Genomic DNA, 25,514 nt, shown 5'->3' on the forward strand with positions numbered 1-25,514 from the left:
TGAAATGCGTAAAAAACAATATGAATATTATAGAGATAAATTACTAACTTTTGAGGAGAAGAAAATTAAAGAGTAATAAACCGCATACTTACAGTACTTCCTTCAGTCGCTTACAGTTGGCGTTTGATAATTTTGAGCATTACCGTGCGGGAAGCCGATACGGCGAGTATCAAGAACGCATTGTTAAAATACTTGACCGTTTTGAGGCATTATGTAATGACATTATTTCAGGTTTGCCTGCAGAAATAGAGTTAAGAAAAAAGCAATACGAATACTACAGAGATAAATTATTAACGTTTAAGGAGAAGAAAATTAAAGAGTAATAAACCGCATACTTACAGTACTTCCTTCGGTCGCTTACAGTGGGCGTTTGATAATGTTGAGCGTTACCGTGGGCGAATACTTTAAGGAGAAGAAAATTTAATTATTTTTAGATTTTTTTAAATTTGTTGGCTCATTTTGTTAAAAATGTTTGTTTAACAATAAGGGCGGGTTTGGGTGGGTTATATAATGTAATTTTTTGAAAATGAAAAATATTTATATAATTGGTTTGTAATTGATAATATGCTAAAAATTTTTAAGTTTGTCAGCCGATGCACTTTATGTAAATTTTATCTACTTTTTTTCCGCACACGCTCTGCGGGCTTTGCCAAAGTAGCTATATCCTCAACAAGCTCGGATACGCTTTGCGAAAACGCAATTGCTAGAACTTTATATTTTAAAAATACTTATTAAATATAGGATATATCCTATATTTATACTAAAATGCAGTTCTTTTGGTTCTTTTATACCAATAAAAGAACTGGGGTATTGCGTAAGCACGCAGAGCGGTGGGCAAAGCCCCATATATTAAAAAGAAAATATAATTTTAATTTTAATTTTAATTTTGACAAAATATAGTTGTTTATGTATATATTAAGTTGATAATTGTGATTTATGAAAAGGTATTTTTTATTTTTTATATTTGCTGTATCCTCTATAGCATTCGCCGATATCACTCCTAAATTCGGTATAAAGAACAGTTTTAATTATATAGATTTAAAAGAAAGCCAATATATACCAAATTCAATATTAAGTAATGATACTTATTTTTATTTAGGTTTTGAATATCTTAATAATAATTTTTATTTTTCATTCAAGCCTGCAATTAGAATATACACAAAAGACAATAGAGAACTTATTTATGATAACGGTAATCTAATAAAACAAAATGATAATAAGGCATATTTCGCTTTTACATTTGATGAAATACAATTTAATTATATCAATGGAATTTTAGGTTTTTATATAGGAAAGAGAAAATTCCATTTCGGCGAAGGTTTTAACAGGCAGTATATGTTTGTTGGTGAAAGCGTGCTTTATAATGATTATGAGGCTTTATATAATACCGAGCTTAATTTTTATCAGGGAAATATTACTCATTCAATAGGTTTTATTACGGACACTAAATCAATAGATTTATTGAAAGAACCTCAGTATTATACTTCTTGGTATTATTTGAAATATTCTTCATCTCATTTGGGATTAATGGGAATAACAAAATATACTTATGACTTACAAAAGAAAAATAATTTAATGCTTGGTTTTGAGGCTTCATATATATTTGATATAGGCTTTAAACTTTATGGAAATGTTACTTATAATATTTTAAGCAGCAATAATTTAGGAAAAAGTCTTAATGATATAAAAAGTTTATTAGGTATCAGTTATACTTTTCTTTATAATTATGATTTTATACTTAGTCCTTATGTAGAATATTTTTATGAAGATAGTCATTCATTTTACTCTGTAGGACTTTATTTATCTTTCCTTAACAATTTATTTAATATAATAACTTATTTTTCTCATTCGCCTAATTATAAAATGGATTTAAATGCAAAACTTCTTATCAATTATAATAATTTTAGTTTTACTTTTAATTATTATACGCCTTTTAAAAGTAATGAAATTTTGGAACATACATTTGAAATAGCATTGGAATATAATTATTGATAATTAAAAATATCAGGTATTTTGATTTAATTTTTTTAGTAATAATATTATATTTATATTGACTAATTTATAAAAATATATATCTTTTATTAAGAATGCTGATAAGGAGAAATCTGTATGATGAAAAAATTATTTTTATTTACTTTGTTAATTTCTAGTTTGTTAATTGTCGGCTGCGGCAATAATGTTTCAGATCCTACAAATGATGGCGGTACAGTTGTAGAATCTTCTTATAAAGCTAATGGAATATCTTCTGTGTATGAAGGTAAAGACTATAAATTTTTTAGTATGGACGGTAATACTTATCAAATAACCATTAAAGATGGAGGTATTAGCGGATTAGGAACTTACTCTTTTGATAAAAGCAGTATTTACAGTAAAAATGCAGATGGAGATGATGATTATACAGGAACTTATAAAGAGTATATAGTATATAATAATAGTTATAACGGAATTATTATGTTTTCTAAAACCGATGATAATGTAGGGACTATTTATTTGAAAAATACTGATGGTACAATAATAGAAGGATTTATTGATATTGATAGAACAGATAGAGTTATACCAACAGAGTATAAAGGTACTTGGCAAAGACAAAATATATCGGGTTCAACTGTAAGTGTAACTATTGATGATACATTTGTTACAATTTCAAATACAAAAATTATAAAAATACCTGTTTCATTCTTCATAAATGATGCTTCTACTGGAAAGCTTGTTGTGAAAGAAAATTTTTATAAAGGTACTGAGATGTCTTTGAATGATACTAAGGATACTTTAACTATATCTTTGAAAAGATCATCTATTAACTGGGATTTTCAAATAGATGCTAACAATAAAATAACTATTGCCTCCATTGGTTTTACTTATTCTAGCATGTCATTAGGAAGTTTTAAAAAAATAAACTAGCATATAATTTTTTTATATACGAAACAATGAATGGAGGATTAAAAAATCCTCCATTTTTTATTTGTAGTTAAAAATTATGATTATGTAAAACATTTAAAAAATGAATAAAAAAATCTATTTATAGTATTGACATTATTTGTATTTGTATTATATTGAATCCAATTAAAAAAATAATTATGCAATAGCTCGAGTAATGGATATTCTTTGCAGGTGTATCTGTTGACTAAGAAAGGCTTATTATAGTTTATTAATCTATAAATAGCTAGAACGAAAAAAACCCTATGCGGGTAAGCGACGAGTAAACTGCGTTTTATACGTTAATATGTATATACGTAATTTTACGGAGGCTATTGTAAATATACGCATAGGGGGTCGTTTATGGTCGATAATATTATCGTGTCTTTAAAAAACATCAATGTTTCGTATGAAGAAAATACTATACTAGAAAATCTTAATCTTGATATCAAAGACAAAGAATTTTTAACTCTTTTAGGACCATCAGGCTGCGGAAAAACAACTATATTAAGAACAATAGCTGGTTTCATAAAGCCGGATTCTGGAGAAGTGCTTTTTGACGGAAAAGTTATAAATGATACTCCAGCTTATAAAAGAGAAGTAAATACTGTTTTCCAAAGATATGCATTATTTCCTCATCTTAATGTTTTTGAAAATATTGCATTCGGTCTTAATTTAAAAAAAGTTCCTAAATCAGAAATTAAAGAAAGAGTTAATCAAATGCTAAAAATGGTTAACTTAGAAAATTACGGAAACAGAAATATTGCAAGACTTTCAGGCGGTCAGCAGCAAAGAGTTGCAATTGCAAGGGCATTAATTAATAAACCTAGAGTTTTGCTTCTTGATGAGCCTTTGGGAGCATTGGATTTAAAACTCAGAAAAGAGATGCAAATAGAATTAAAGAAAATTCAGCAGTCATTAGAAATTACTTTTGTATATGTTACTCATGACCAAGAGGAAGCATTAACAATGAGTGATACTGTTGCAGTTATGAAAGACGGAGAGATACTTCAAATAGGTACTCCTGAAGATATATACAATGAACCAAAGAATGCATTTATAGCAGACTTTATAGGAGAGAGCAACATCATAGACGGTATTATGCATGATGATTATGTTGTAGAGTTTGCAGGATATGTGTTTGATTGTGTTGATAAGGGATTTGAAAAATTAGAAAAAGTTGATGTAGTTATACGTCCGGAAGATATAATAGTTGTGCCTCCTGAAAATGCTAATATATCTGGTTTGGTAGAATCAGCTATATTTAAAGGCGTTCATTTTGAAATGATACTTGATGCCCATGGATATAAATGGATAATACATTCAACAGAAAAATGGGAAGCAGGCACAGAAATAGGAATAGATGTTTCCAAAGAAAATATTCATATTATGAAAAAAACTGTAGAAGAGGTGATAATATGAAATCAAAAATTCCAGCAGTACCTTATTTAATTTGGACATTAGTTTTTGTATTAGTTCCGCTTTTTTTGGTAATATATTTTGCTTTTACCAATCAGAGGGGAGATTTCACTTTAGATAATTTTTCAAGTGTTACAGCATTTACTCCGGTTATAATGCGTTCTGTTATACTTGCTACTATTGCCACTATAATATGTTTAATATTGGCTTATCCTTTATCATATTATATATCAAGACAGGAGAAAACTATTCAGCATGCACTTATAATGTTAGTTATGCTTCCTATGTGGATGAATTTTCTTCTTAGAACTTATGCTTGGATGAGTATATTAGAAAATAATGGCTTAATAAATAAAGCATTACTTTTTATGGGACTTTCTCCAGTTAAATTAATAAATACTCAAGCGGCTGTTTTAATTGGTATGGTATATAACTATTTGCCTTTTATGATACTTCCGCTTTATTCAGTTATGACAAAAATACATCAAAGTTTAATAGAGGCTTCTCAAGATTTAGGAGCAAATTCATTTAATGTATTCAGTAAAGTAATATTTCCATTAAGTTTGCCTGGCATGGCTGCAGGTGTTACTATGGTATTTGTGGCTGCGGTCAGTACTTTTGTAATTTCACGTATGCTTGGAGGCGGATCTAATATACTTATAGGCGATTTAATAGAGATGCAGTTTTTAGGTATGTCTTATAATCCTAATTTGGGTTCGGCTATAAGTTTGGTTCTTATTGTAATATCTTTATGTGCTATTATGCTTATGCAGCAAATAGATGAAGAAGATGAAGATGTTAAGGGTATGTTTTTATAAGGATATGCCGTTATGATAAAGAAAATACTATCAAGAAGTTATATTGCTTTTATATTTTTATTTTTGTATGCTCCTATAGCTATACTTATATTCTTTTCATTTAACAGAGCCAGAGGAAGAGGCGTATTTACAGGTTTTACTTTACATTGGTATAAAGAATTATTTTCTAATGATTTAATACTTCATTCATTTTTAAATACCATAATAGTAGCTGCTGTTTCTTCCATATTTGCTACAGTGCTTGGTACTATGGCAGCTATTGGTATTAATAGTTTCAATAAAAAAATGAAAAGTGCTATTATGGGAGTAACTTATATATCTATAATAAATCCGGAGATTGTAACAGGTATATCATTAATGCTTTTATTCGTTATAATGAAATTGAAATTCGGATTTACAACTTTGATTTTAGCACATATTACTTTCAATGTTCCTTATGTTATTCTTAATGTTTTGCCAAAATTAAGACAGCAGGATAATAGTTTATATGAGGCAGCATTAGATTTGGGTTGTACTCCTTCTATGGCTTTTTGGAAGGTTGTAATTCCAGATATACTTCCCGGAATACTTGCTGGATTTTTAATGGCATTAACTTATTCTCTTGATGACTTTGTAGTAAGCTATTTTACTACAGGTATCACTTCTCAGACTTTGCCTATAACTATTTATTCTATGACTAGAAAACGTGTTAGTCCGGAGATTAATGCTATATCTACAGTTATATTTATAGTTGTACTTATTAGTCTTGTCATTATGAATTTAAAAGAGATAAAGAAAGAAAAATATTTACTTCAGCTAAAAAGAAAAAGAAATAAATAAAATAATCTAATTTTTATAAAAAAAAAATTTATTTAAAAAGGAGAAATGTAAAAATGAAAAAAAAAGTTTTTGCCATTTTAATGTCTATTGCAGTAATGGCAAGCGGACAAACTGTTAATTTTGGTAATTTTAATACCAATTATTATCACAAGTTTAAAGGGCAAAATTTGTCAGTAAATGTTTATAACTGGGGAGAATATATTTCTGACGGTTCAGACGGTTCATTAGATGTAAATAAAGCATTTGAAGAACTTACAGGCGTAAAAGTTAATTATTCAACTTTTGCTTCTAATGAGGAGCTTTATGTTAAATTAAAAGTTGGAGGTATTCAATACGATGTAATCATACCTTCAGATTATATGATAGAAAAATTAATAAAAGAAAATTTGGTAAGAAAATTAAATTACAACAATATTCCAGCTCATACTAATATAGCTAATAGATTTAAAAATCTTCCTTTTGACCCTACAGGCGAATATTCTTTGGCTTATACTTGGGGTGTAACAGGAATTGTATATAATAGAAAATTAGTAACAGAAGCTGAAAATGAAATAGATTGGAAAATACTTTTTGATAAAAAATATAAAGGTCAAATACTTATGTATTATAACCCTAGAGATGCTTTTGGTATAGCTCAGGCATATTTAGGATATTCTTTAAATACTACTAATGAAACAGAATTAAGAGAATGTGCAAGAATATTAAAAGAACAAAAAACTTTAGTACAGTCTTATGTAATGGACGAAATATACGATAAAATGGAAGCTGGAGAGGCTGCTTTAGGTGTTTATTATGCTGGTGATTCTTTATCTATGATAGACAGCAATCCTGATTTGAATTTTGTTATTCCTAGAAAAGGTGCTAACTTATTTGTAGATTCTATATGTATACCTGCTGCTTCTGGTTCTCCTGAATTGGCAGAAATGTATATTAACTTCCTTTGTGAGCCTGAAATTGCTTTAGCTAATATAGAGTATATTAATTATGCTTCTCCAAATGACGGAGCTATTGCAATAATGAGCGATAATACTAAAAATAATAAAATAATATATCCGGATAAAGAAACTTTAGATAATTGTGAAGTATATATCACTTTGCCAGATGATACTAATATTTTAATGGAAAATTTATGGAATGAAATACTTTCTAATGATTCTACATATAAAGGCTGGGTAATACCTGTTTCTTTAGGTGTTATAATTGTACTTTGTGCTGTAATTATAGTATTACGCAAAATGAAAAAAAGAGAAAATTAATTATTGTATACTGAAAATTTTTAAGTTTGTTAAAATTAGTTTTTATATTGTTATTATTTTCGGTGGCTAGCCCCCGAACCCCCAGTTCTTTTGCGATCGAAGGGAGTGCCTGCGGTATTGGCACAAAGAACCAAAAAGACTGCATTTTTGACATGAAATATGGTATTACACTACATTTTGATACATATCCTTAAGTATTAGCTGTAATATGTGAGTTTTTTGTTATTCTTTTGGTGGAAAAAGAAAGTGTGGGATTATGTAGCATATAAATCCTTATATATCAAAATAAAATATTAACTTTATTTTTGACAAAATGTAATTATTTAAGTATCTTTAATTATTAAAGAATAAAAAAGGAAAGCCAAATATATAAAAATATATTTGGCTTTTTTTGATATTATTTTGGTTATATGAATTTTAACTTACTCTGTCAGCTTTCATTTGATAAACTTTATCAGCTATATTTAAAGTTGAAAGTCTATGAGAAACAAGTACTACAGTTTGATTTGCAGTATTCTCTTTTATAGACTTCAATATAACAGCTTCATTCAAACTATCAAGATTGCTTGTAGGTTCGTCAAGAAGTATGAAAGGTGCTTTATGTAAGAAACTTCTTGCTATTCCTATACGCTGTTTTTCTCCGCCTGATAAAGTATCCCCAAGTTCTCCAACATTAGTATCGTATCCATTAGGCAAAGTCATTACAAAGTCATGCAAAGATGCTTTTTTACATGCTTCAATAACTTCTTCTCTTGTGGCATTACTATTTGCTATTTTTATATTATTTTCTATAGTGTCTTTAAATATTGAAGTTTCCTGAGTAACATAACTTTCCATATCTCTAAGCTTATTTGTATTTATATCTTTTATATTTGTATCAGATATTTTTAAACTTCCTTCTTTAATATCCCAGAAACGCATAAATAATTTTAGTAGGGTAGATTTACCGCTTCCGCTTTTTCCGCTTATACCTATTATTTTATTAGGTTCTATTTCTAAATTATAATCATTTAATATCTCTTCGCCCTCATAATCAAAACTTACATTTTGACATTCAAGACCATTAAATTCTAAATCTTCTTTTCCATTGTATACTTCTTCTATAATAGGTTTTTCAGCAAGTAAATTTAATACTCTCTCTCCGCTTGCTAATGTCATAAACAAATTATTTGATAAATTGCTTAATGCTATTACAGGGCCGAATGAGCTTGCCATTGCTATAGTAGGTATTAATATATTAACAAAATTATTTTTTACATCTTTTGTTATTATAATACTTGCAATTAATACTGCCAATGTAAATATTGATACTGCAGAAGTTGTAACTCCTGAGATGAATCCTTCATATTGTTTTAGTTTTTCATTAAGATGCATTAAATTATCAGTTTTAGTTTCTATATTTTTACTTCTTTTTTCACCGTATCCGAATTGAAGTATTTCTTTTATTCCCCATAAGCTGTCAAGAAAATAACTGTTTAATTTTCCAAAATCATTTCTATAAGACATACCTGTATTTTTACCCAATTTTGATGAGAAATAAGGTATTATAAAACCTATAGTGAAATATCCTAATAAAGCAATAGCACCTAATATAATATTAAAACTTCCTATAAATATTGTCATTATAAGAGAAGTTAATACACCTATAGCTATTGGTGAAATAGTATGTGCATAAAATACTTCAAGCAATTCTATATCGCTTGTTATTAATGCTATTAAATTACCTTTATCTCTGCCTTCAAGTTTTGCAGGAGATAATTTTCTTAATGCTTTAAAAACTTTATCTCTTATCAATGCAAGTAATTTGAATGCTATGAAATGGTTGCTTAATTGTTCTGCATAATGTAATAATCCTCTTGAAACAGCGAGTATTAAAACAGTAATAAATATTGTCTTTATTGTAAATATAGAACTTAACCCCAAATATGTTAATATGGCATATCCTCCAAATATAGTTATAGATATAGCACATAAAAATCCTAATACTCCTGTGGTTATTGCCAATATCATAACATGCATAAGCGGAGCAATTAAACCAATAAGTTCCGCCATAATTCTTATACCGCTTCTACGCATTGTAAACTCCTATTTTTTAAATTTATCAAATAGCTATTCTTAAGCTTTCGCCTTTTGTAATGCTTTCTAAATTGCTTTGTTCATTATAGATTTTTGCATACTCTCCATTTATATTCATTAAATGAGTATGAGTACCTTCTTCTTTTATTACTCCGTCTTTTAAGAAATATATATGATCTGATAATATGCAGTTATAAAGTCTATGAGATATTAATATAACTGTTTTTTCTTTTGCAATATCTCTTATAACTTCCATAATGCTTTCTTCGCTCTCAATATCAACATTTGAAGTAGCTTCATCAAAAATATATATGTCTCCATTTAAAAGTATTGCTCTTGCTAAAGCTAATCTCTGTCTTTGTCCGCCTGATAAATTTGCAGCTTTTTCCATTATATTAGTTTGTAATCCATTCTCAGATTGTAGGAAGTCATAAAGCTCAACTTGTTTTAATACATCATTCATCTGTTTTTCTGTAATATGATCTCCTGCCATTTTTAAATTATCATATACAGTGCCTTCAAATAAATAACTATTATGATCAACAACAACTATTCTTTTGTATAAATCATCTTTATCTATTGTAGAAAGCTCTATATCACCGATTTTTATAGAACCTTTATAATTTTCATTCTTTAAAGATATTAATCCGGAAATAGTACTTTTTCCAGAACCTGAAACTCCTACTATAGAAACAAATGATTTTTCTTTTATAGTGAGATTTATATTTTTTAATATAGTTTTATCTTCATTGTATGCGAAACTTACATCTTTAAAAGTTATTTCCTCGTTTTCTCTGTTTATATTATTTACTCTTTTATCATCTTCTTTCATATCCAATATTTCAAACATTTTATCGCTTGCAGAAATTCCATTCATAGCTATATGGAAGAATGAACCTAAAAGTCTTAAAGGAATAAAGAATTCAGCAGAAAGCATTATTATAGTGAATGTTCCTGCCAAATTTATATTTCCTTTCATATATTCAAGTACTGAAATTATTACTCCTAAAGCAGCTCCGCCGTAAGCTATTATATCCATTATAGTTGTAGAGTTTAATTGCATGAATAATAAATTCATTGTGGCAATTCTAAACTTTTCAGCTTCTATATTCATTTCCTCATTTTTCTTTTCATCAGCTTTATATATTTTTAAAGTTGTAAGTCCCTGTACATCTTCTAAAAATATTTCACCTAAATCGCTGTAGCTTCCCCAATATTTTTTTAATATTCTTTTAGCAATTTTTACTATAGCAACAATAGATATTGGTATTAGAGGAACACATATTAAAAGTATAACAGCTGATTTTAAACTTATAGTAGAAAGTACACAAAAAAGTATAATAGGAGCTATCATACTATAAAAGAATTGAGGCAAATATCTTCCAAAATATACTTCTAATTGATCAACGCCTTCCATAGATATTTGTACAATTTCGCTTGTAGAAAATTTTTCTTTATATCTGCTTCCCAATGTTAAAAGTTTATTATATATTTTTTCTCTTAAAGTTTGTTTTACTCTGCCTGAAGCCTTATATGACATTTTAGCCATTAAAATATTAAGTATAAATCTTAATATTACTATAACAAAAATAGCAGCGGATACTTTTATTATATCATCTTTTACTACATTTCCTTGAGCTGCTTTTTGTATAATGTCAGCCATAAAAAATACTGCTGTTATATTAAGTGCAAGATTAATAAGCTGTATTACAACATGCCAAGCTATATATTTTTTGGCACTGCCCATTAAAGATATAAGTCTTTTACTTATCATAAATTTTCCTTATATTAATTATTATATATATTAATAAATAGTTCTTTTTATTATCTCTTTTATTGCAGAACTATCATAATTGCCGCTCATCATAGAGCTTATAATAAATGAAAATACTATATTGATGAATGTTTCAGGAGTTAAATTTTCATCAAATGCATTTTCTCTTACATTTTTATCATTCATAAGAGTTTTACACAGTCCGTCTTTCATATGCTGAATAATAGTATTCATCATGTTTATACCTTTATTTTTACTTTTTCCGAATACCATTGTAGGGTGGGTTGAAAAGAACTTTGGATATTTTTTACTTCCTTTTTCTAAACTCTTAAAAATTAAATCAATGCTTTCTATAAAATTCTCAGATTCTAAACATACCTTTGTTGGGTGAAATATATCAAACCAAACACTTCCTATTACAGCAATTGTAAGTTCTTCTTTAGATTTAAAATAATTATAAATAGAACCTACAGCTATATTGGCAGCTTCAGCAACTGAACGCATATTTATAGCATTAAGTCCTTTTATTTTTATTAATTCCCTGCTTGCTTTTAATATATCTTCTTTTGAAGTTACTATATTGTTCATAATAAAATTGTCCTATAATTAATATTTTTAGTATTTTTCAAAATATATAGTATCTCACTCCCATACTCCTTCTTCCAAAACCTACCATATCAAGTTTTTTTGGATATCCTAAATCCTTTCCGCTAAATATGTCATGAAGTCCTCCTCCAAATTCTAATACTATTGCAACATGTTTGCTTACATTAATATTAAAACCAGCACCGCCTCCAACTTCCCAATAAAGCGGTTTGCTAAATAAAAATTTTCCGCTTTTATCAGGATCAAATGATAAGAATCCAAAACTTACAAATGCAAAAGCATATCTTCCTATACTAATATCACCTGTATATACGTCTTTTCCTCCAAATGTTATTTTTTGCATAAATCCTAATTGGTATAAATCAGGATTATCATCATATATTTTTGAACCAATTACAGAAGTGTAGCTTTTCATTTCAAAATTATTATACTTAAATAATTTGAAGCCCAATTCTATATTGACACTTGTTTTTATTGTATCAGCACTGCTGTAAATTCCTATTGAAAAAAATCTATTATCCAAACCTGATACAAGTCTGTTTTTTTTATCATCTTCCTCGCTATAAGCAATATCAAAAAAACTTAAAGAAATTATATTGATTATAACGATGCACTTAATTATATTCATAAATATCCCCGTTATTTTTATATCTATTCATCTAATTCTATATTTGTTTTTATATTATCATATTCTTTTATTGTTTTTATACATATAAAGAAATATAAGTATTTAGCTATAAGAAGCACTACTAATGCTATTCTCGCATGCAAATTATTTACAAATATGAATGCTATTATAAGCATAATGCTTACAGGTATTAGTATGCTTAATTTAGATTTTAATGTCATAGATTTAGATTGAACAAAACTTTCTAAATGTTTTTTGTATAGTTTTGTAGACATAAACCAGTTATGGAATTTCTCTGAGCCTTTAGCAAAGAAAAAAGCTGCTACCAAAAGAAATGGGGCAGTAGGCAATATAGGAATTACCACTCCAACTATACCTATTGCCATAAAAATAAATGCTAAACATAAAAATATTATTCTCATAAAAATTACCCTAATATCAAAGTGAACAATGTTCAGTATAAACTATTAATATATTTTGTCAACATATAAAAAATTATTTTACAAAGTTTTTTGTTCGGTATTATTTCTTTCTATAGCTTCTTTTAATAATTCTCCATTTGGATATATATTTTTGCTCATCTCTATATATTTATTGTAGTTATCTTTATCTTTTACTTTAAAATAGTATTGAGATAACCAAACATAAGATAAATATTTTTGATATTTTTCATTAGCATTGTTTAAAGCTTTGTTAAAATATTCAAAGGCTTTTTTATTACTTCCGCCTGCTATAGCTGGTGCATGCATATATGCTATTGCTGTGCCTATAAGAGCAAAAAAGTTTGATTCATCTTTCTTTAATATTTTTTGATATATTTCTTTGCTTTTTGAACCATAAGAAATTTTTTCTGAAAGTCCTGTGAAATAAACAATATAATTCATTAATTCTGATACGCTTATTAGATAATCTGTATAATCTGATTTTTCATAACCTGCATTTTCATTTATAATATTTTTTAAATAATTATATTTTTCTTTTTTATCTGAAATCTTTTTTGATTCTATTAAATGATATATATTTTTATATGTTTGTGAAGAATTATTTTTTATGGTGTTTATATCATAATTTGAAGAATAATAGCTATTATAAAAATTATTAATATCTTTAGAATCATATGAATATAAAATTCCATTTAATATAATTGACAGAATGATAATGTATTTCATGATAATACTCCGTTTATAAAAATTGTGTTAAAGTTTTTATAAATACAAACTGAACAATGTTCATTTTGTATTCAAAATAAAAGCCTGAACTTTATCAGACTTTATTAAAGTGCCTACATTCTAAACAATAATTATTTTTTGTCAATACAAAGAAAAATTATAGTATATTTAGTATATACCTAAACAAATATACTTTGTCAAAAATAAATTTACATTTTTGCTTTTATATCTGGGGCTTTGCCCACTGCTAAGCACACAGAGTGCAGCTCTGCGTACTTCGTAGCACCCCACTTCTTTTGCGACTGAAAGGACTGCCTGAGACTGTATGGAGTACTTTTTAACTATGGTGTGCGGTGGGCTTCCCAAAAGAACAATATAAAAATTGACAAAATATAGTTGATTAAGTATATAATAAAAAAGAAGGGGCTTTAATTTTTAAAGTCCCTTCCTTAAATAAAAAGAAATAATTTTTAAATTAATTTCTCATATATCTTGAATGTATTTCACTTATAGAATCTATTCTCTGCATAGCCAATTTGTCTGCAGCTTCATTTGTTGATATATTATGTTCATCAGAAATTTCAAATATTTCTAATATTCTGTTATATATTTTTTCTGTAGCACTTTTAGCAGCTTCATAATTATAAGTAGGGTTTTCCATAGCCACATTAATAACACCTCCGGCATTAGCAACATAATCCGGAGCATATACAATACCTTTGTCTTTTAAGATTTTTCCATGATGAGATTCTTTAAGAACATTATTAGCTGAACCTGCTACAACTTTACATTTTAATTTAGGTATAGTGTCATCATTAATAATAGCACCTAATCCGCAAGGAGCAAATATATCAACATCTTGTTCATATATAGCATTAACATCAACTTCTTTAGCATTGTATAATTCTACAACTTTTTTTACTTTTTCTTTATCTATGTCTGATACTATTAATTCTGCTTTATCTTTTGCCAAATAATCGCATAATACCAAACCTACATGACCTAAGCCCTGAACTGATATTTTTTTACCTGATAAATTATCGCTTCCAAAAGCTTTTAAAGCACTTGCTTTGATAGCCATATAAACACCGTAAGCAGTCATAGGAGAAGGGTCACCTGATTTGCTTCTAAGTCCTGCTACAAAGCTTGTTTCTTTAGCTATATATTCCATTTCTTCTGTACTTGTATTAACATCTTCAGCAGTGATGTATCTTCCGTTTAATGAATTAATGAATCTTCCGTAAGATCTCCAGAATATTTCATTACCTTTAACTTTTTTAGGATCAGCTATTATTACTGTTTTACCTCCGCCTAAATCAAGTCCTGCACATGCAGATTTTAATGACATACCTTTAGCAAGTCTTAAAACATCTTCTATGGCTTCACTTTCTGACTTATAATTCCAAAGTCTTGTTCCGCCTAAAGATGGTCCTAATTTTGTAGAGTGAATACATGTAATAGCTTTAAGACCTGTTTTGCTGTCATTGAAAAATACTAATTCTTCATAATTATATTTTTCCATATAACTGAAAATTTCCATAATATATACCTCCGATATTATATAAAATTACCATCTGCATTCAAGTATATTAAGGCTTTTGTCATTGTCAAGTTTTTGTACAATAATTATATTTTTTTAATTTTTATATATAAATGCTTTTTTTACATAGCCCTCCCTTTAATACTTGTTGTTTAAATTATCAATGTTATTTTTTTATCTATAAAGAGTAATATAAAAATAGAAATCCCACCCAAATTTTATTTGTTTAAGAATTCATTAAACGCACGTTACAATTTATTTTATATTATTTAGTTTTGTTTACCGTGCGATAGTTGATATTATTTTTTAATTATTGGTTAATATAAAAAGCACGGCTTTAAAAAATATTTAAAGCCGTGAAGGGATATTTTTATGAAATTTATTATTATTTTTTTATTTATTTGTTTTTATTATTTAGCTTTATCCAAATATTTATTTATTATTATTGCTAATAAAAATTGTTCGCTAATAAAATCTAGCAAATGACTCTGTCCGCCTTCGGCGAATTTGCTAGATGCTCACAATTTTTATTATTTAGCTTTATCTAAATATTTATTTTCTGTATCATTTGCAAGTCTGTACATCTTTTCTTCATCTATAGTTATTAGTTTTCCTTTTTCTACTACTACTTTTCCATTAACTATAGTGTAATCAACAGATCCTTTCCAGCCTATAGTACCGAATAATGATTTAGGATCGAAATTAGCACCAACCATTTCTAATTTTCTCATATCTATCATAAATAAGTCGGCAGCTTTTCCAACTTCCAAGCTTCCTATATCATCACGGCCTAAAACTCTAGCTCCGCCGTTAGTTGCTATTTTTAGTATATCGTATCCAGTAGGGGCTTTATTACTTGAATTGAGTCTATGGAGCAAATAACAAACTCTCATTTCTTCAAGTAGGCTAGATCCGTCATTACTTGCACTTCCGTCAACAGCAAGTCCAACAGGAACATTCAATTCAAGCATTTCAGGTATTCTGCATATACCGGAACTTAATTTCATGTTAGATATAGGACAATGAGCTACACCAGTTTGAGTATCAGCTAGGAATTTTAATTCTTTTTCATTAAAGTGTATACCATGAGCATACCAAACATCATTACCAACCCAGCCTAAAGATTCCATGTATTCCAAAGGACGCATATTGAATTTTTCTTTAACGAATACTTCTTCATCTTTAGTTTCGCATAAATGAGTATGAAGTCTTACTTTTAAATCCCTAGCCAATACTGCAGATTGTTTGAGTAATTCACCAGTTACATTGAAAGGAGCACAAGGAGCCAATGCAACCATATTCATAGAGTAGCGGGAAGGATCATGATACTTTTCTACTACTCTTTGACAATCTTTTAAAATATCATCTAATGACTGAACAACAGAATCAGGAGGAAGTCCGCCGTCTTTTTTACTTAAATCCATACTTCCTCTTGAAGCATACATTCTTATTCCTAAATCTTTAGCAGCTGCAAATTGTGAATCCAACAACATTTCTGAATTTTTTTGAGGGAATAAATAATGATGATCAAAACAAGTAGTACAGCCGGTTTTTAATAATTCACCCATTGCAGTGATAGAACTATAATAAACAACGTCATTATTTATATTTTTCCAGATTTCATATAAAGTTGTAAGCCATTCAAATAATTCCATGTTTTGTACTTGAGGCAAATTTCTGCTGAATATTTGATACAAATGATGATGTGTATTGATAAGTCCTGGATACATAAAGCAGCCGGAAGCATCAATAACTTTATCAGCTTTTTTTTCTTCTTTTCCTATGTAAGTAATAACTCCATTTTCTATTAATAGATTGCTGGAATTATGAACTGTATCATTGTTGTCGCATGTAATTATAGAAGAAACGTTTTTGATAAAAATACTTGACATATTTTTATTCCTCCATTTTTTATGATGATATAAAAACTTATAGTCAATTATTTTTTGGTAATTGGTAGAAACGTTCAACCGTATTATGAACTTATATAAGTGTATGATATTTGAATTATAAGAGATTTTAATTTTATGTCAATTATTTTATTATTGTTTTCGTCTACACATTATAATAAGCTAGTGAGTTTACTCACTAGCTGGCTTCAACTTACTTTTTATTAGAAATAATATCTTCCGCCTATACTCATTCTTCCAAATCCTGCCTTATTAATTTTTTCAGGATATCCAAGTTCTTTTCCATTATGTACCATATGAATTCCTCCGCCAAATTCCAATACTATTGATACATGCTTGCTTACATTTATATTGAAACCAGCACCGCCGCCTATTTCCCAATAAAATGGAGGTGAAAATAAAAATTTCCCGCTTTTATCTGCATCAAATGATAATACTCCAAAACTTCCAAAAGCAAAACCGTATCTTGCAATGCTTATTTTTCCAGTATATTCATCATTGCCTCCGAATGTAAATTTTTGCATGATTCCTAATTGATACATTCTAGGGCTGTCATCATATATTTTTGAACCAGTGATTGCTGTATAGCTTTTTATTTGAAAATTATTATATTTCATTATTTTAAATCCAAATTCTATATTAACAGTTGTCTTTATAGAATCTGCACTGCTGAATAAACCTATAGAAAAAAATCTATTATCTAATACTGATTGAAATCCTTTCTTTTCATTAATATTTTCATTAGTTTCAGTATTTTCATTAGAATAGGCAAAACTAAATAAAGATAAAAATACAATTATCCCTATAAAAATATATTTAAATATTTTCATTATTATCTCCTAAAAATATAACTAAAGAGCGTTATTTATTATTTTTTATATTATTATAATTTTTGTTTATTATTTAGGTTCATTTCATTATTTTCTTCTAATACAGCATTGTTTATATATTCTTCATTCTTTATAGTTTTTATTTGTGTGAAGAAGTATAAATATTTTGCAATGAATAATATTACAAGAACTATTCTGGCATGCAGATTATTTACAAATATGAATGTAATTATAAGCATGGCACTTACTGGTAAAAGTATGCTTAATTTTGATTTTAAAGTCATAGCCTTTGATTTCACAAAACTTTCTAAATGTTTTTTGTATAATTTTGTGCTTATAAACCAATCATGAAATCTTTTAGATCCTTTTGCAAAAAAGAAGGAAGCTAATAATAGAAATGGGGTAGTAGGAAGTATTGGAACTGCTATTCCTACAGCACCTATTGCTACAAATATAAAACCTAAAATTATAAATAATATTCTCATATCGCTCCTTTAAAATCTAATTTTTTATTTTTATTAAAATTATGTTTTATCATTACAAATATATGTTTTAATGCTGTTATTGGGCGGTAAAATAACATTCTTTTTCCAGAGAAGGACATTATTTTTTTTATTTTTTCTTTCATATCTTTTTTATAACAATGAGAAGTACAAGCACTGCAAAATGTTTTAGTTTCCATAAATCTGCATCTGTCAGTTCTTTCACATGCATAATGATATATTTCTTCGCATTCTCTGCAAATATTTTTGCTTCCAAATGTTTTGTTATAGTTTTTATGATATTCTTTATGATTATGTTTGCAGTAAATTTCTATCATACATAAAATAGATTCTTTTTCCTTTTCTCTTTTTTTATTTATTTTATATTCTTTGTTATTGCAAAATATTGTTATATTATTTTGTATTACATTCATTTTTTTACCTTTTTAATTTATATTGGGCATCTTGTATTTTAAGACACCCAATAAATATATTTCCCAATATCAATAATTTAGCTAATTTTAAAATTTCCAAGTAATACCAGTACTTCCATTAAATGCTAAACTGCTGTTGGCACTATTACCTATACCATCAACGGTTGTAGCACCTCCAATTTGAGCTTCAAAATACCATTCCAAATTAGGTTTAGGAGTTATATATAATTCTCCATATACCAAATATCCAAGAGAGTAAAACATTGGAGGTATTCTTACAGGCTTTGAACTGCTGGCATAAGCATTAATTCCGCCGGTTATCATGGAGAATGATACAGCAGGTTCTAAGTATAAAGTTATAAATTCACTTTCAGCTGTAAAACCTACAGGAACAGATATACCTATAAATTGAGGCTTTGTGAAATAATATTCTGTTCCTCCTATTTCTATTGAAGCTCCTTCACCTGTAAACATTATATTATGTGCTGTAAAATCATAATATGGTGCTGATGCTATTGTTCCAGAATTTCCTAATTCAAAAGCACCTATAGGATTTGAAGCATCTATATTATATAATCCGAATTTTGCTCCTCCTTCTTTTGGATCCATACCAGGAGGAGTTACTCTATAGGAAGTACCTTCAAAATCTGATATAGAGCCTTGATAAACAATTCTTATTTGAGGTTCTATTAATATAGGATCTGTTGCAGCTATGAAATATCCTCTCACATCTACACCTATAGATTGACCTATTGTATCTTTAATAAAACCATATTTTCCATTTTCTCCAACTGTTCCTAAATTCATAGGACCCATACTTAGATTTCCGCCATTGGCTAAATCTCCGCTTCTGCTTTCATTAGCTTTTAATTTATACATACCATATTTAAGATTTACTCTTATTCTGCTGAAAATATTATTTCCAGTATAATATTCAATTCTAGTATCTGTTGAAACTGCTATATCTCCGTCATTAACATTTCCGCTTCCTACTCCTATTGTAACAGGGACATTGATTCTCAAATTATCATTCAAAGCTGTTGCTGTTATTATAGGTGTATGTGCCTGCCAGCTTCCGCTTACATATTTGAATTGATAACCTAAACCTATACCAAAACTGTCTGTTTTATATCCGAATCCGGCTATAGCAGCAGGTCTGAAAGTACTTATTCCTCCTTCAGTACCGCTGTCTAAGTTATCAAGCAATACTCCTGCAGTTTCACCTGATACTCCAACCATAAATCTTAAATTCTCAGTTCCTGCCAATACTCCTAATCTATCAAGCCTTATTCTTAATTGATTTTCATCAACTAAAAAGTCATTAAAATCTTCTACAACAGTATAAGCAAATACATTGTACATGCTTATTATTAAAGCTGCTAAAATGAAATATAAACGTTTCATATTATTATCCTTATTTTTGTTTATAATTTTTTTAACAACTTTGTATTTTTTATTAATACTATATTATTATGAAACCCACACTATTAAATCTGTTTTATTTTTGAAGTTATAATGGCTTATTTTTAGTGTTATTTATCTCTATAGCCTCCTTTAATAATTGTCCGTCTGAATATATGCTTTTACTCATTTCAATGTATTTATTATAATTTTCTTTATCTTTTACTTTGAAATAGTATTGAGACAGCCAAATATAAGATAAATATTTTTGATACTTTTCTTTTGCATTAATTAACGCTTTATTAAAATATTCAAAAGCTTTTTTATTGCTTCCCCCTCCTATGGCTGGAGCATGCATATAGCCTATAGCAGTACCAAGAAGTGCAAAAAAGTTTGAGTCATCTGTTTCTAAAATCTTTCTATATATTTCTTTACTTTTTGTTCCAAATGAAATTTTTTCAGAAAGTCCAGAATAATAAACTATATAGCCCATCAATTCAGATACGCTTATTAGATAATCAATATCATTAGATTCTATATAATTTTCATTGTTATTTATTGCTTCTTTTAGATAATTGTATTTTTCTTTTTCGTTTTGTATATTTTTTGATTTTATTAGATGATATATATTTTTATATGTTTTTGAATTATTGTTTTCAATATCTTTTATATTATAATTTGAAGAATAGTAATTATTATAAAAGTTATTTATTTCTTTTGAATTGTATGAATATAAAAAATTTGTAATTATAATTGAGAAGATGATTATATATTTCATTTATAATCCTTTAAGGTGAAAATGTTTAGTTTGTTTTTTAATTTGTTAGTATATTCTAACATTTAAAATAAAAAAATCAATACCTATATGGTGTTTTTGTTAAAATAAATTTTTTAAGTTATTGAATTATAAAGTTAAAAAAATATACTTCATATATGTATAATAATTGAAAAAAAAACTATATTAGTATATCATTAAATACAAGTAAAATTTCATTGGAGGAAATATGGCTGTGTCTAAAAAAAAGGCAGCAGATAAAAGTTCATCAAAATCTGCTAAGAAAACAGTTGCTGTTAAAAAAGCCGCATCAAAAAAAACTGATAAAAAGGCTGTGAAAACAGTGGAAAAGAAAGTAGCTGCTCCTAAATATTATGTATCTGAAGTTCCATTAAAAACTGCTGATAGAGAAATATTTGCAGCAATGAAAAACGAGTATAAAAGGGAAGTTAGTGGTTTTGAACTTATAGCTAGTGAGAATATAGTATCACGTGCTGTTATGGAAGCACAAGGTTCTATATTTACAAACAAATATGCTGAAGGCTATCCATCTAAAAGATATTACGGCGGATGCAGTGAGGTTGATGTTGTAGAGAATTTAGCTAGAGAAAGAGGAAAGAAATTGTTTAAAGCACCATTTATTAATGTGCAGCCTCATTCTGGTTCACAAGCTAATATGGGTGTTTATATGGCAGTGTTGCAGCCTGGCGATACTTGTTTAGGTTTATCATTGGATGCAGGCGGACATTTAACCCATGGTAAAAATGTAAATTTCTCTGGTAAAATATATAATTTTGAGCATTATAGTGTTAGAAAAGACACTATGCAAATAGATTATAATGAAGTTAGAGATATAGCTAAAAAAGTTAAGCCTAAATTAATAGTTGCAGGCGGAAGTGCTTATCCTAGATTTATTGATTTCAAAAAATTTAGAGAGATAGCAGATGAAGTGGATGCTATGTTAATGGTTGATATGGCTCATATTTCTGGATTAGTAGCTGCAGGACTTCACCCTAATCCTGTTGAGTATGCACATTTTGTTACTGGTACTACTCATAAAACTTTAAGAGGACCTCGCGGCGGATATATTATATCTACTGAAGAAGAATTAGCTAAAAAAATAGATAAAACTATATTCCCTGGCATACAAGGCGGACCTTTAATGCATGTTATAGCTGCTAAAGCAGTATGTTTTAAAGAGGCATTGGATCCTAAATTTGTTAAGTATCAGGAACAAGTTTTAAAGAATGCTGAAGCTATGGCCAATATATTCCTTGCTAAAGGTTATGAATTGGTTGCCGGCGGAACAGATACTCATTTGATATTAGTAGATGTTAAAGCTTCTAAAGGCATCACAGGACAGGTTGCTGAGACTATATTGGATAGAGCTCATATCACTACTAATAAAAACGGCATACCTTATGATACAGAATCTCCAATGGTTACTAGCGGTATAAGACTTGGTACTCCAGCTATTACTACTAGAGGTCTAAAAGAAAAAGATGTTATGGAATTAACTCAATACATTGATGAAGTATTAAGCAATAGCAATGATGAAAAAATTATTAATGCTGTTGCTAAAAAAGTTGCTGCTTTATGCAAAAAATTCCCAATGTATAAATTCATAGCTGATATGTAATAAATATATATTAAATTAATATAAAAAAGGGAGAGCATATTTTTTATGCCTCCCTTTATTTTTGTATATTTTATTTAAATTAATTATTATCAAATTATTTCTATATAATCAAGTGCTTTATCTATTCTATCAACAACAATATCAGCACCATTTTCAAGTAGTTTTTCTTTATTATAAGTGTTTGTAATAGCTATAGTAGTTATTCCTGTTTTTTTAGCTCCTAAAATACCAGCTATACTGTCTTCAAATATTATAACATTTTCTTTTTGTATATCAGGATTTAATTTTTTTAATAATTCAAAAGCATTTAAAAATAAATCTGGTTCAGGTTTTGCTTTTAATTTTTCATTGTGGCAGGAATAGCCTTTCATATATTTAGATATTTCTTTTTTGTCAGACATTCTTGTTACATAATCAATATTACTGTTAGATGCTATAACGATATCAATATTTTTTAATTTCTCTAATATTTCGTATACGCCTTCAAAAGTTTCTAAATCAGTTTCTATAATTTTTCTAAAATATATTTCAGCTTCTTTGAAAAAATTATCAGGTATATTATGTCCTTCTTTTTTTAATATATTGTCTATATCTTGAGTTTGATAACCGGCAAAAGATTTGAAATCAACATCTTTTAAAACATTCATTTCATTAGAAACATGAATTAAAGCTTTTGTGTATAAACTTTCACTATCAACTAAGGTACCGTCAAAATCAAATATTGCAGCTTTTACTTTTATATGATTGCTCATTATTTTTTCCTTACAAATTTTATTATTAAGAATTGTATATTTAATTATATCAAAATCAATAGAAAAAATTAATAAAAAAATCGTTATATTTGATAATAAATAATATATGTGTTATAATTTTGTAGAAGGCGAATTTATGAAAAATATAATAATCCAAATTAATAAAGGAGAATATAATTATGGGGTTAAAAGTAATTGTTGCTAAAGACGCTAATGGAGTTGGTAAAAAAACAGCAGCAGAAATTATTAATTTACTTAAAGTTAAAAAAGATGCGGTTTTAGGACTTGCTACAGGAGGTACTGCTGAGGCTGTATATCCTCATTTAATTAAAGCTTATGAGAAAAAAGAAATAGATTTTAAAGAAGTTAAATCTGTAAACCTAGATGAATATAAAGGACTTGATCCTAAAAATGAGCAGAGCTATAGATATTTTATGAATAAAAATCTATTTGATCATGTTAATATCGATAAAAAAAATACTTTCGTTCCAAGCGGTATAGGCGATAAAGAAAAAATATTAGATGAATTCAATAAAAAAATAGATAAATTACCTAGAGATATACAATTATTAGGTGTAGGCCCTAATGGTCATATTGCTTTCAATGAGCCTGATGAAGCTTTACATGCTAATGCTTTATGTGTTAAACTTGATGAAAAAACAATTAAAGCAAATGCAAGATTCTTTGAATCAGAAAAAGATGTTCCTAGAGAAGCATTCAGTATGGGTATGGGCGGAATATTAAAAGCTAAAAAAATAGTTATAGCTGCTATTGGTAAAGGCAAAGCTGCTGCTATGAAAGAACTTTTGACTAATGATAAAGTTACAACAAAATGTCCAGTTACTTTCCTTAAACTTCATAATGATGTTGTTGTTGTTATAGACCAAGAATTGGCTGATGCAATTGGTTATGAAAAACCTAAAGGATGCAAAAAATAATATTTATAATATTTTTATATTTTTAAGAGGGTAGTGTAATGCTATCCTCTTTTTTTATGCTTATAGTTTTTATGTTATTATTTTATAATGGTTATATTAAATTGAATGCAATTTCAAAGGATTTAAATATGAGTAAAAAGAAAGCCGTTTTAATAGTAGTAGACAGCTGCGGTGTTGGTGCTTTACCAGATGCAGCTGATTTTGGTGATGAAGGTGTAAATACTCTTGCTCATTTAGCTAAAGCTGAAGGCGGAGTTAGTCTTCCTAATATGGAGAAAATAGGACTTGGTAATATAATAGATATAGAAGGGGTTTCTAAAAATAGTAATGCTGCTGGGTATTATGGAAAAGCAATGGAAACTTCAAAAGCAAAAGATACAACAACAGGTCATTGGGAAATAGCCGGACTTGTTTCAACAAAACCTTTTAATACATATCCAAATGGTTTTCCAGAAATTACCATAAAAAAGATAGAAGAATTTTCAGGAAGAAGGGTAGTATGCAATAAACCTTATTCCGGAACAGAAGTAATAGATGATTATGCAGATGAACAATTCAAAGACGGTGCTTTAATAGTGTATACTTCAGCTGATTCAGTACTTCAAATAGCGGCACATGAAGAATTAATACCGATAGATGAGCTTTATAAAATATGTGAAAAAGCTCTTGAAATATGTAATGAATATTCTCCTATAGCTAGAGTTATAGCAAGGCCTTATATAGGAACCAAAGGTAATTATAAAAGAACAGAAAGAAGACATGATTATTCCGTACCTCCAAGCGGTGAGACTATGCTTGACAGATTGAAAAATCATAATTTACCAGTTATTGGTATTGGAAAAACAAGCGATATATTTGCAGGTGTCGGAATAACAGAAAACAGAAAAACAAATAAAAACAATCTTGATGGCATAGAAAAAACAATTAAAGCTATTAAGGAAGTTAATGAAGGATTAATATTTACCAATTTGGTTGATTTTGATATGCTTTATGGTCATAGGAGAGACCCTAAAGGATATAAAAATGCTTTGGAAGAATTTGATAAATATATTCCAGAAATGATTGAAAATTTAAATGATGATGATTTGTTTATTATAACAGCAGATCATGGATGCGATCCAACTTACAAAGGAAGCGATCATACTAGGGAATATATACCTATATTGGCTTATGGAAAAAAATTAAAAAATAATGTTGATATAGGTGTTAGAGATTCTTTTGTTTCAATAGCTGCATCTATAGAAAAACATCTATTAGGTGATACTAAATTAGAAGGCTCTTTCCTATAACTCTTAAAATTTATAAAATTAGTCGTTTTTAGTATTTTTATAC

Annotated in this window: 24 protein-coding genes and 1 riboswitch; of the genes, 10 read left to right on the forward strand and 14 right to left on the reverse strand. The window is 28.0% G+C overall.

The features are described from left to right. Window positions 1-50 precede the first annotated feature (50 nt). The 7 genes from Q0K52_RS07250 (at window position 51) to Q0K52_RS07280 (ending at window position 7,228) form a co-directional block, all read left to right on the forward strand. Complete coding sequence (locus Q0K52_RS07250) at window positions 51-323, forward strand: hypothetical protein (protein ID WP_297297984.1); 273 nt, start codon at window positions 51-53, stop codon at window positions 321-323. Between the two features lie 613 nt (window positions 324-936). Continuing rightward, the gene (locus Q0K52_RS07255) at window positions 937-1,992 is read left to right on the forward strand and encodes a hypothetical protein (protein ID WP_297297986.1); all 1,056 of its coding nucleotides are present in this window, start codon (window positions 937-939) and stop codon (window positions 1,990-1,992) included. Window positions 1,993-2,109: 117 nt separating this feature from the next. Then, window positions 2,110-2,901, forward strand: coding sequence for a hypothetical protein (locus Q0K52_RS07260; RefSeq protein WP_297297988.1), 792 nt, complete (start codon window positions 2,110-2,112; stop codon window positions 2,899-2,901). A 378-nt stretch (window positions 2,902-3,279) separates the two neighbouring features. Then, the gene (locus Q0K52_RS07265; RefSeq protein ID WP_297297990.1) at window positions 3,280-4,338 is read left to right on the forward strand and encodes an ABC transporter ATP-binding protein; all 1,059 of its coding nucleotides are present in this window, start codon (window positions 3,280-3,282) and stop codon (window positions 4,336-4,338) included. Beyond that, entirely contained in the window at window positions 4,335-5,153 is an 819-nt protein-coding gene (locus Q0K52_RS07270; protein ID WP_297297992.1) for an ABC transporter permease, read from the forward strand. Before Q0K52_RS07265 ends, Q0K52_RS07270 begins: the two co-directional genes overlap by 4 nt. A gap of 12 nt (window positions 5,154-5,165) precedes the next feature. After that, the gene (locus Q0K52_RS07275; protein WP_297297994.1) at window positions 5,166-5,972 is read left to right on the forward strand and encodes an ABC transporter permease; all 807 of its coding nucleotides are present in this window, start codon (window positions 5,166-5,168) and stop codon (window positions 5,970-5,972) included. 53 nt (window positions 5,973-6,025) lie between these two features. Next, window positions 6,026-7,228 carry an ABC transporter substrate-binding protein gene (locus tag Q0K52_RS07280; protein WP_297297996.1) on the forward strand — a complete coding sequence of 401 codons (1,203 nt, stop codon included), beginning with the start codon at window positions 6,026-6,028 and terminating at the stop codon, window positions 7,226-7,228. 417 nt (window positions 7,229-7,645) lie between these two features. Here Q0K52_RS07280 and Q0K52_RS07285 read toward each other — a convergent pair whose 3' ends face one another. The 13 genes from Q0K52_RS07285 to Q0K52_RS07345 all read right to left on the reverse strand — a co-directional run bounded on the left by Q0K52_RS07285 (window position 7,646) and on the right by Q0K52_RS07345 (window position 20,856). Continuing rightward, a complete protein-coding gene (locus tag Q0K52_RS07285) occupies window positions 7,646-9,304 on the reverse strand; it encodes an amino acid ABC transporter ATP-binding/permease protein (protein ID WP_297297998.1) in 1,659 nt (552 codons plus the stop codon). A gap of 25 nt (window positions 9,305-9,329) precedes the next feature. Further along, on the reverse strand, window positions 9,330-11,078 hold the full coding sequence (locus Q0K52_RS07290) for an ABC transporter ATP-binding protein/permease (RefSeq protein ID WP_297298000.1): 1,749 nt from the start codon (window positions 11,076-11,078) through the stop codon (window positions 9,330-9,332). A 30-nt stretch (window positions 11,079-11,108) separates the two neighbouring features. Next, a complete protein-coding gene (locus Q0K52_RS07295) occupies window positions 11,109-11,666 on the reverse strand; it encodes a TetR/AcrR family transcriptional regulator (protein ID WP_297298002.1) in 558 nt (185 codons plus the stop codon). A 37-nt stretch (window positions 11,667-11,703) separates the two neighbouring features. Further along, window positions 11,704-12,312, reverse strand: a complete 609-nt coding sequence (locus Q0K52_RS07300) for a hypothetical protein (protein ID WP_297298004.1) — start codon at window positions 12,310-12,312, stop codon at window positions 11,704-11,706. 23 nt (window positions 12,313-12,335) lie between these two features. Then, window positions 12,336-12,734 (reverse strand): YbaN family protein, encoded by a 399-nt coding sequence (locus Q0K52_RS07305; protein WP_297298006.1) that lies wholly within the window; start codon window positions 12,732-12,734, stop codon window positions 12,336-12,338. A 78-nt stretch (window positions 12,735-12,812) separates the two neighbouring features. Then, entirely contained in the window at window positions 12,813-13,481 is a 669-nt protein-coding gene (locus Q0K52_RS07310; protein ID WP_297298008.1) for a hypothetical protein, read from the reverse strand. Window positions 13,482-13,956: 475 nt separating this feature from the next. Then, window positions 13,957-15,021: a Glu/Leu/Phe/Val dehydrogenase gene (locus Q0K52_RS07315; protein ID WP_297298010.1), complete on the reverse strand. Its 1,065-nt coding sequence runs from the start codon at window positions 15,019-15,021 to the stop codon at window positions 13,957-13,959. A 530-nt stretch (window positions 15,022-15,551) separates the two neighbouring features. Then, on the reverse strand, window positions 15,552-16,913 hold the full coding sequence (locus Q0K52_RS07320; RefSeq protein WP_297298013.1) for an 8-oxoguanine deaminase: 1,362 nt from the start codon (window positions 16,911-16,913) through the stop codon (window positions 15,552-15,554). Window positions 16,914-16,933: 20 nt separating this feature from the next. Then, window positions 16,934-17,032, reverse strand: a riboswitch (purine riboswitch). A gap of 102 nt (window positions 17,033-17,134) precedes the next feature. Beyond that, entirely contained in the window at window positions 17,135-17,761 is a 627-nt protein-coding gene (locus Q0K52_RS07325) for a hypothetical protein (protein WP_297298015.1), read from the reverse strand. Between the two features lie 53 nt (window positions 17,762-17,814). Further along, window positions 17,815-18,246 (reverse strand): YbaN family protein, encoded by a 432-nt coding sequence (locus Q0K52_RS07330; RefSeq protein WP_297298017.1) that lies wholly within the window; start codon window positions 18,244-18,246, stop codon window positions 17,815-17,817. Next, window positions 18,243-18,677 carry a nitrous oxide-stimulated promoter family protein gene (locus tag Q0K52_RS07335; RefSeq protein WP_297298019.1) on the reverse strand — a complete coding sequence of 145 codons (435 nt, stop codon included), beginning with the start codon at window positions 18,675-18,677 and terminating at the stop codon, window positions 18,243-18,245. The genes Q0K52_RS07330 and Q0K52_RS07335 overlap by 4 nt, the downstream gene beginning before the upstream one ends. Window positions 18,678-18,764: 87 nt before the next feature. Continuing rightward, on the reverse strand, window positions 18,765-20,081 hold the full coding sequence (locus Q0K52_RS07340; protein ID WP_297298021.1) for a variable surface protein VspJ: 1,317 nt from the start codon (window positions 20,079-20,081) through the stop codon (window positions 18,765-18,767). A 106-nt stretch (window positions 20,082-20,187) separates the two neighbouring features. Next, window positions 20,188-20,856, reverse strand: a complete 669-nt coding sequence (locus Q0K52_RS07345) for a hypothetical protein (RefSeq protein ID WP_297298023.1) — start codon at window positions 20,854-20,856, stop codon at window positions 20,188-20,190. A gap of 226 nt (window positions 20,857-21,082) precedes the next feature. Here Q0K52_RS07345 and glyA point away from each other — a divergent pair, with 226 nt between their 5' ends. Next, window positions 21,083-22,492 (forward strand): serine hydroxymethyltransferase, encoded by a 1,410-nt coding sequence (gene glyA, locus Q0K52_RS07350; protein WP_297298025.1) that lies wholly within the window; start codon window positions 21,083-21,085, stop codon window positions 22,490-22,492. An 89-nt stretch (window positions 22,493-22,581) separates the two neighbouring features. Here the strand turns inward: glyA and Q0K52_RS07355 are convergent, their stop codons facing one another. Beyond that, a complete protein-coding gene (locus Q0K52_RS07355; protein WP_297298027.1) occupies window positions 22,582-23,244 on the reverse strand; it encodes an HAD family phosphatase in 663 nt (220 codons plus the stop codon). A gap of 179 nt (window positions 23,245-23,423) precedes the next feature. Here Q0K52_RS07355 and Q0K52_RS07360 point away from each other — a divergent pair, with 179 nt between their 5' ends. Together Q0K52_RS07360 and Q0K52_RS07365 are read left to right on the forward strand one after the other, a co-directional pair. Beyond that, the gene (locus Q0K52_RS07360) at window positions 23,424-24,182 is read left to right on the forward strand and encodes a glucosamine-6-phosphate deaminase (RefSeq protein ID WP_297298029.1); all 759 of its coding nucleotides are present in this window, start codon (window positions 23,424-23,426) and stop codon (window positions 24,180-24,182) included. 128 nt (window positions 24,183-24,310) lie between these two features. Next, the gene (locus Q0K52_RS07365) at window positions 24,311-25,471 is read left to right on the forward strand and encodes a phosphopentomutase (protein ID WP_297298031.1); all 1,161 of its coding nucleotides are present in this window, start codon (window positions 24,311-24,313) and stop codon (window positions 25,469-25,471) included. Window positions 25,472-25,514 lie beyond the last annotated feature (43 nt).

The sequence above is a fragment of the uncultured Brachyspira sp. genome (genome assembly GCF_944390845.1).
Classification (GTDB): domain Bacteria; phylum Spirochaetota; class Brachyspiria; order Brachyspirales; family Brachyspiraceae; genus Brachyspira; species Brachyspira pulli.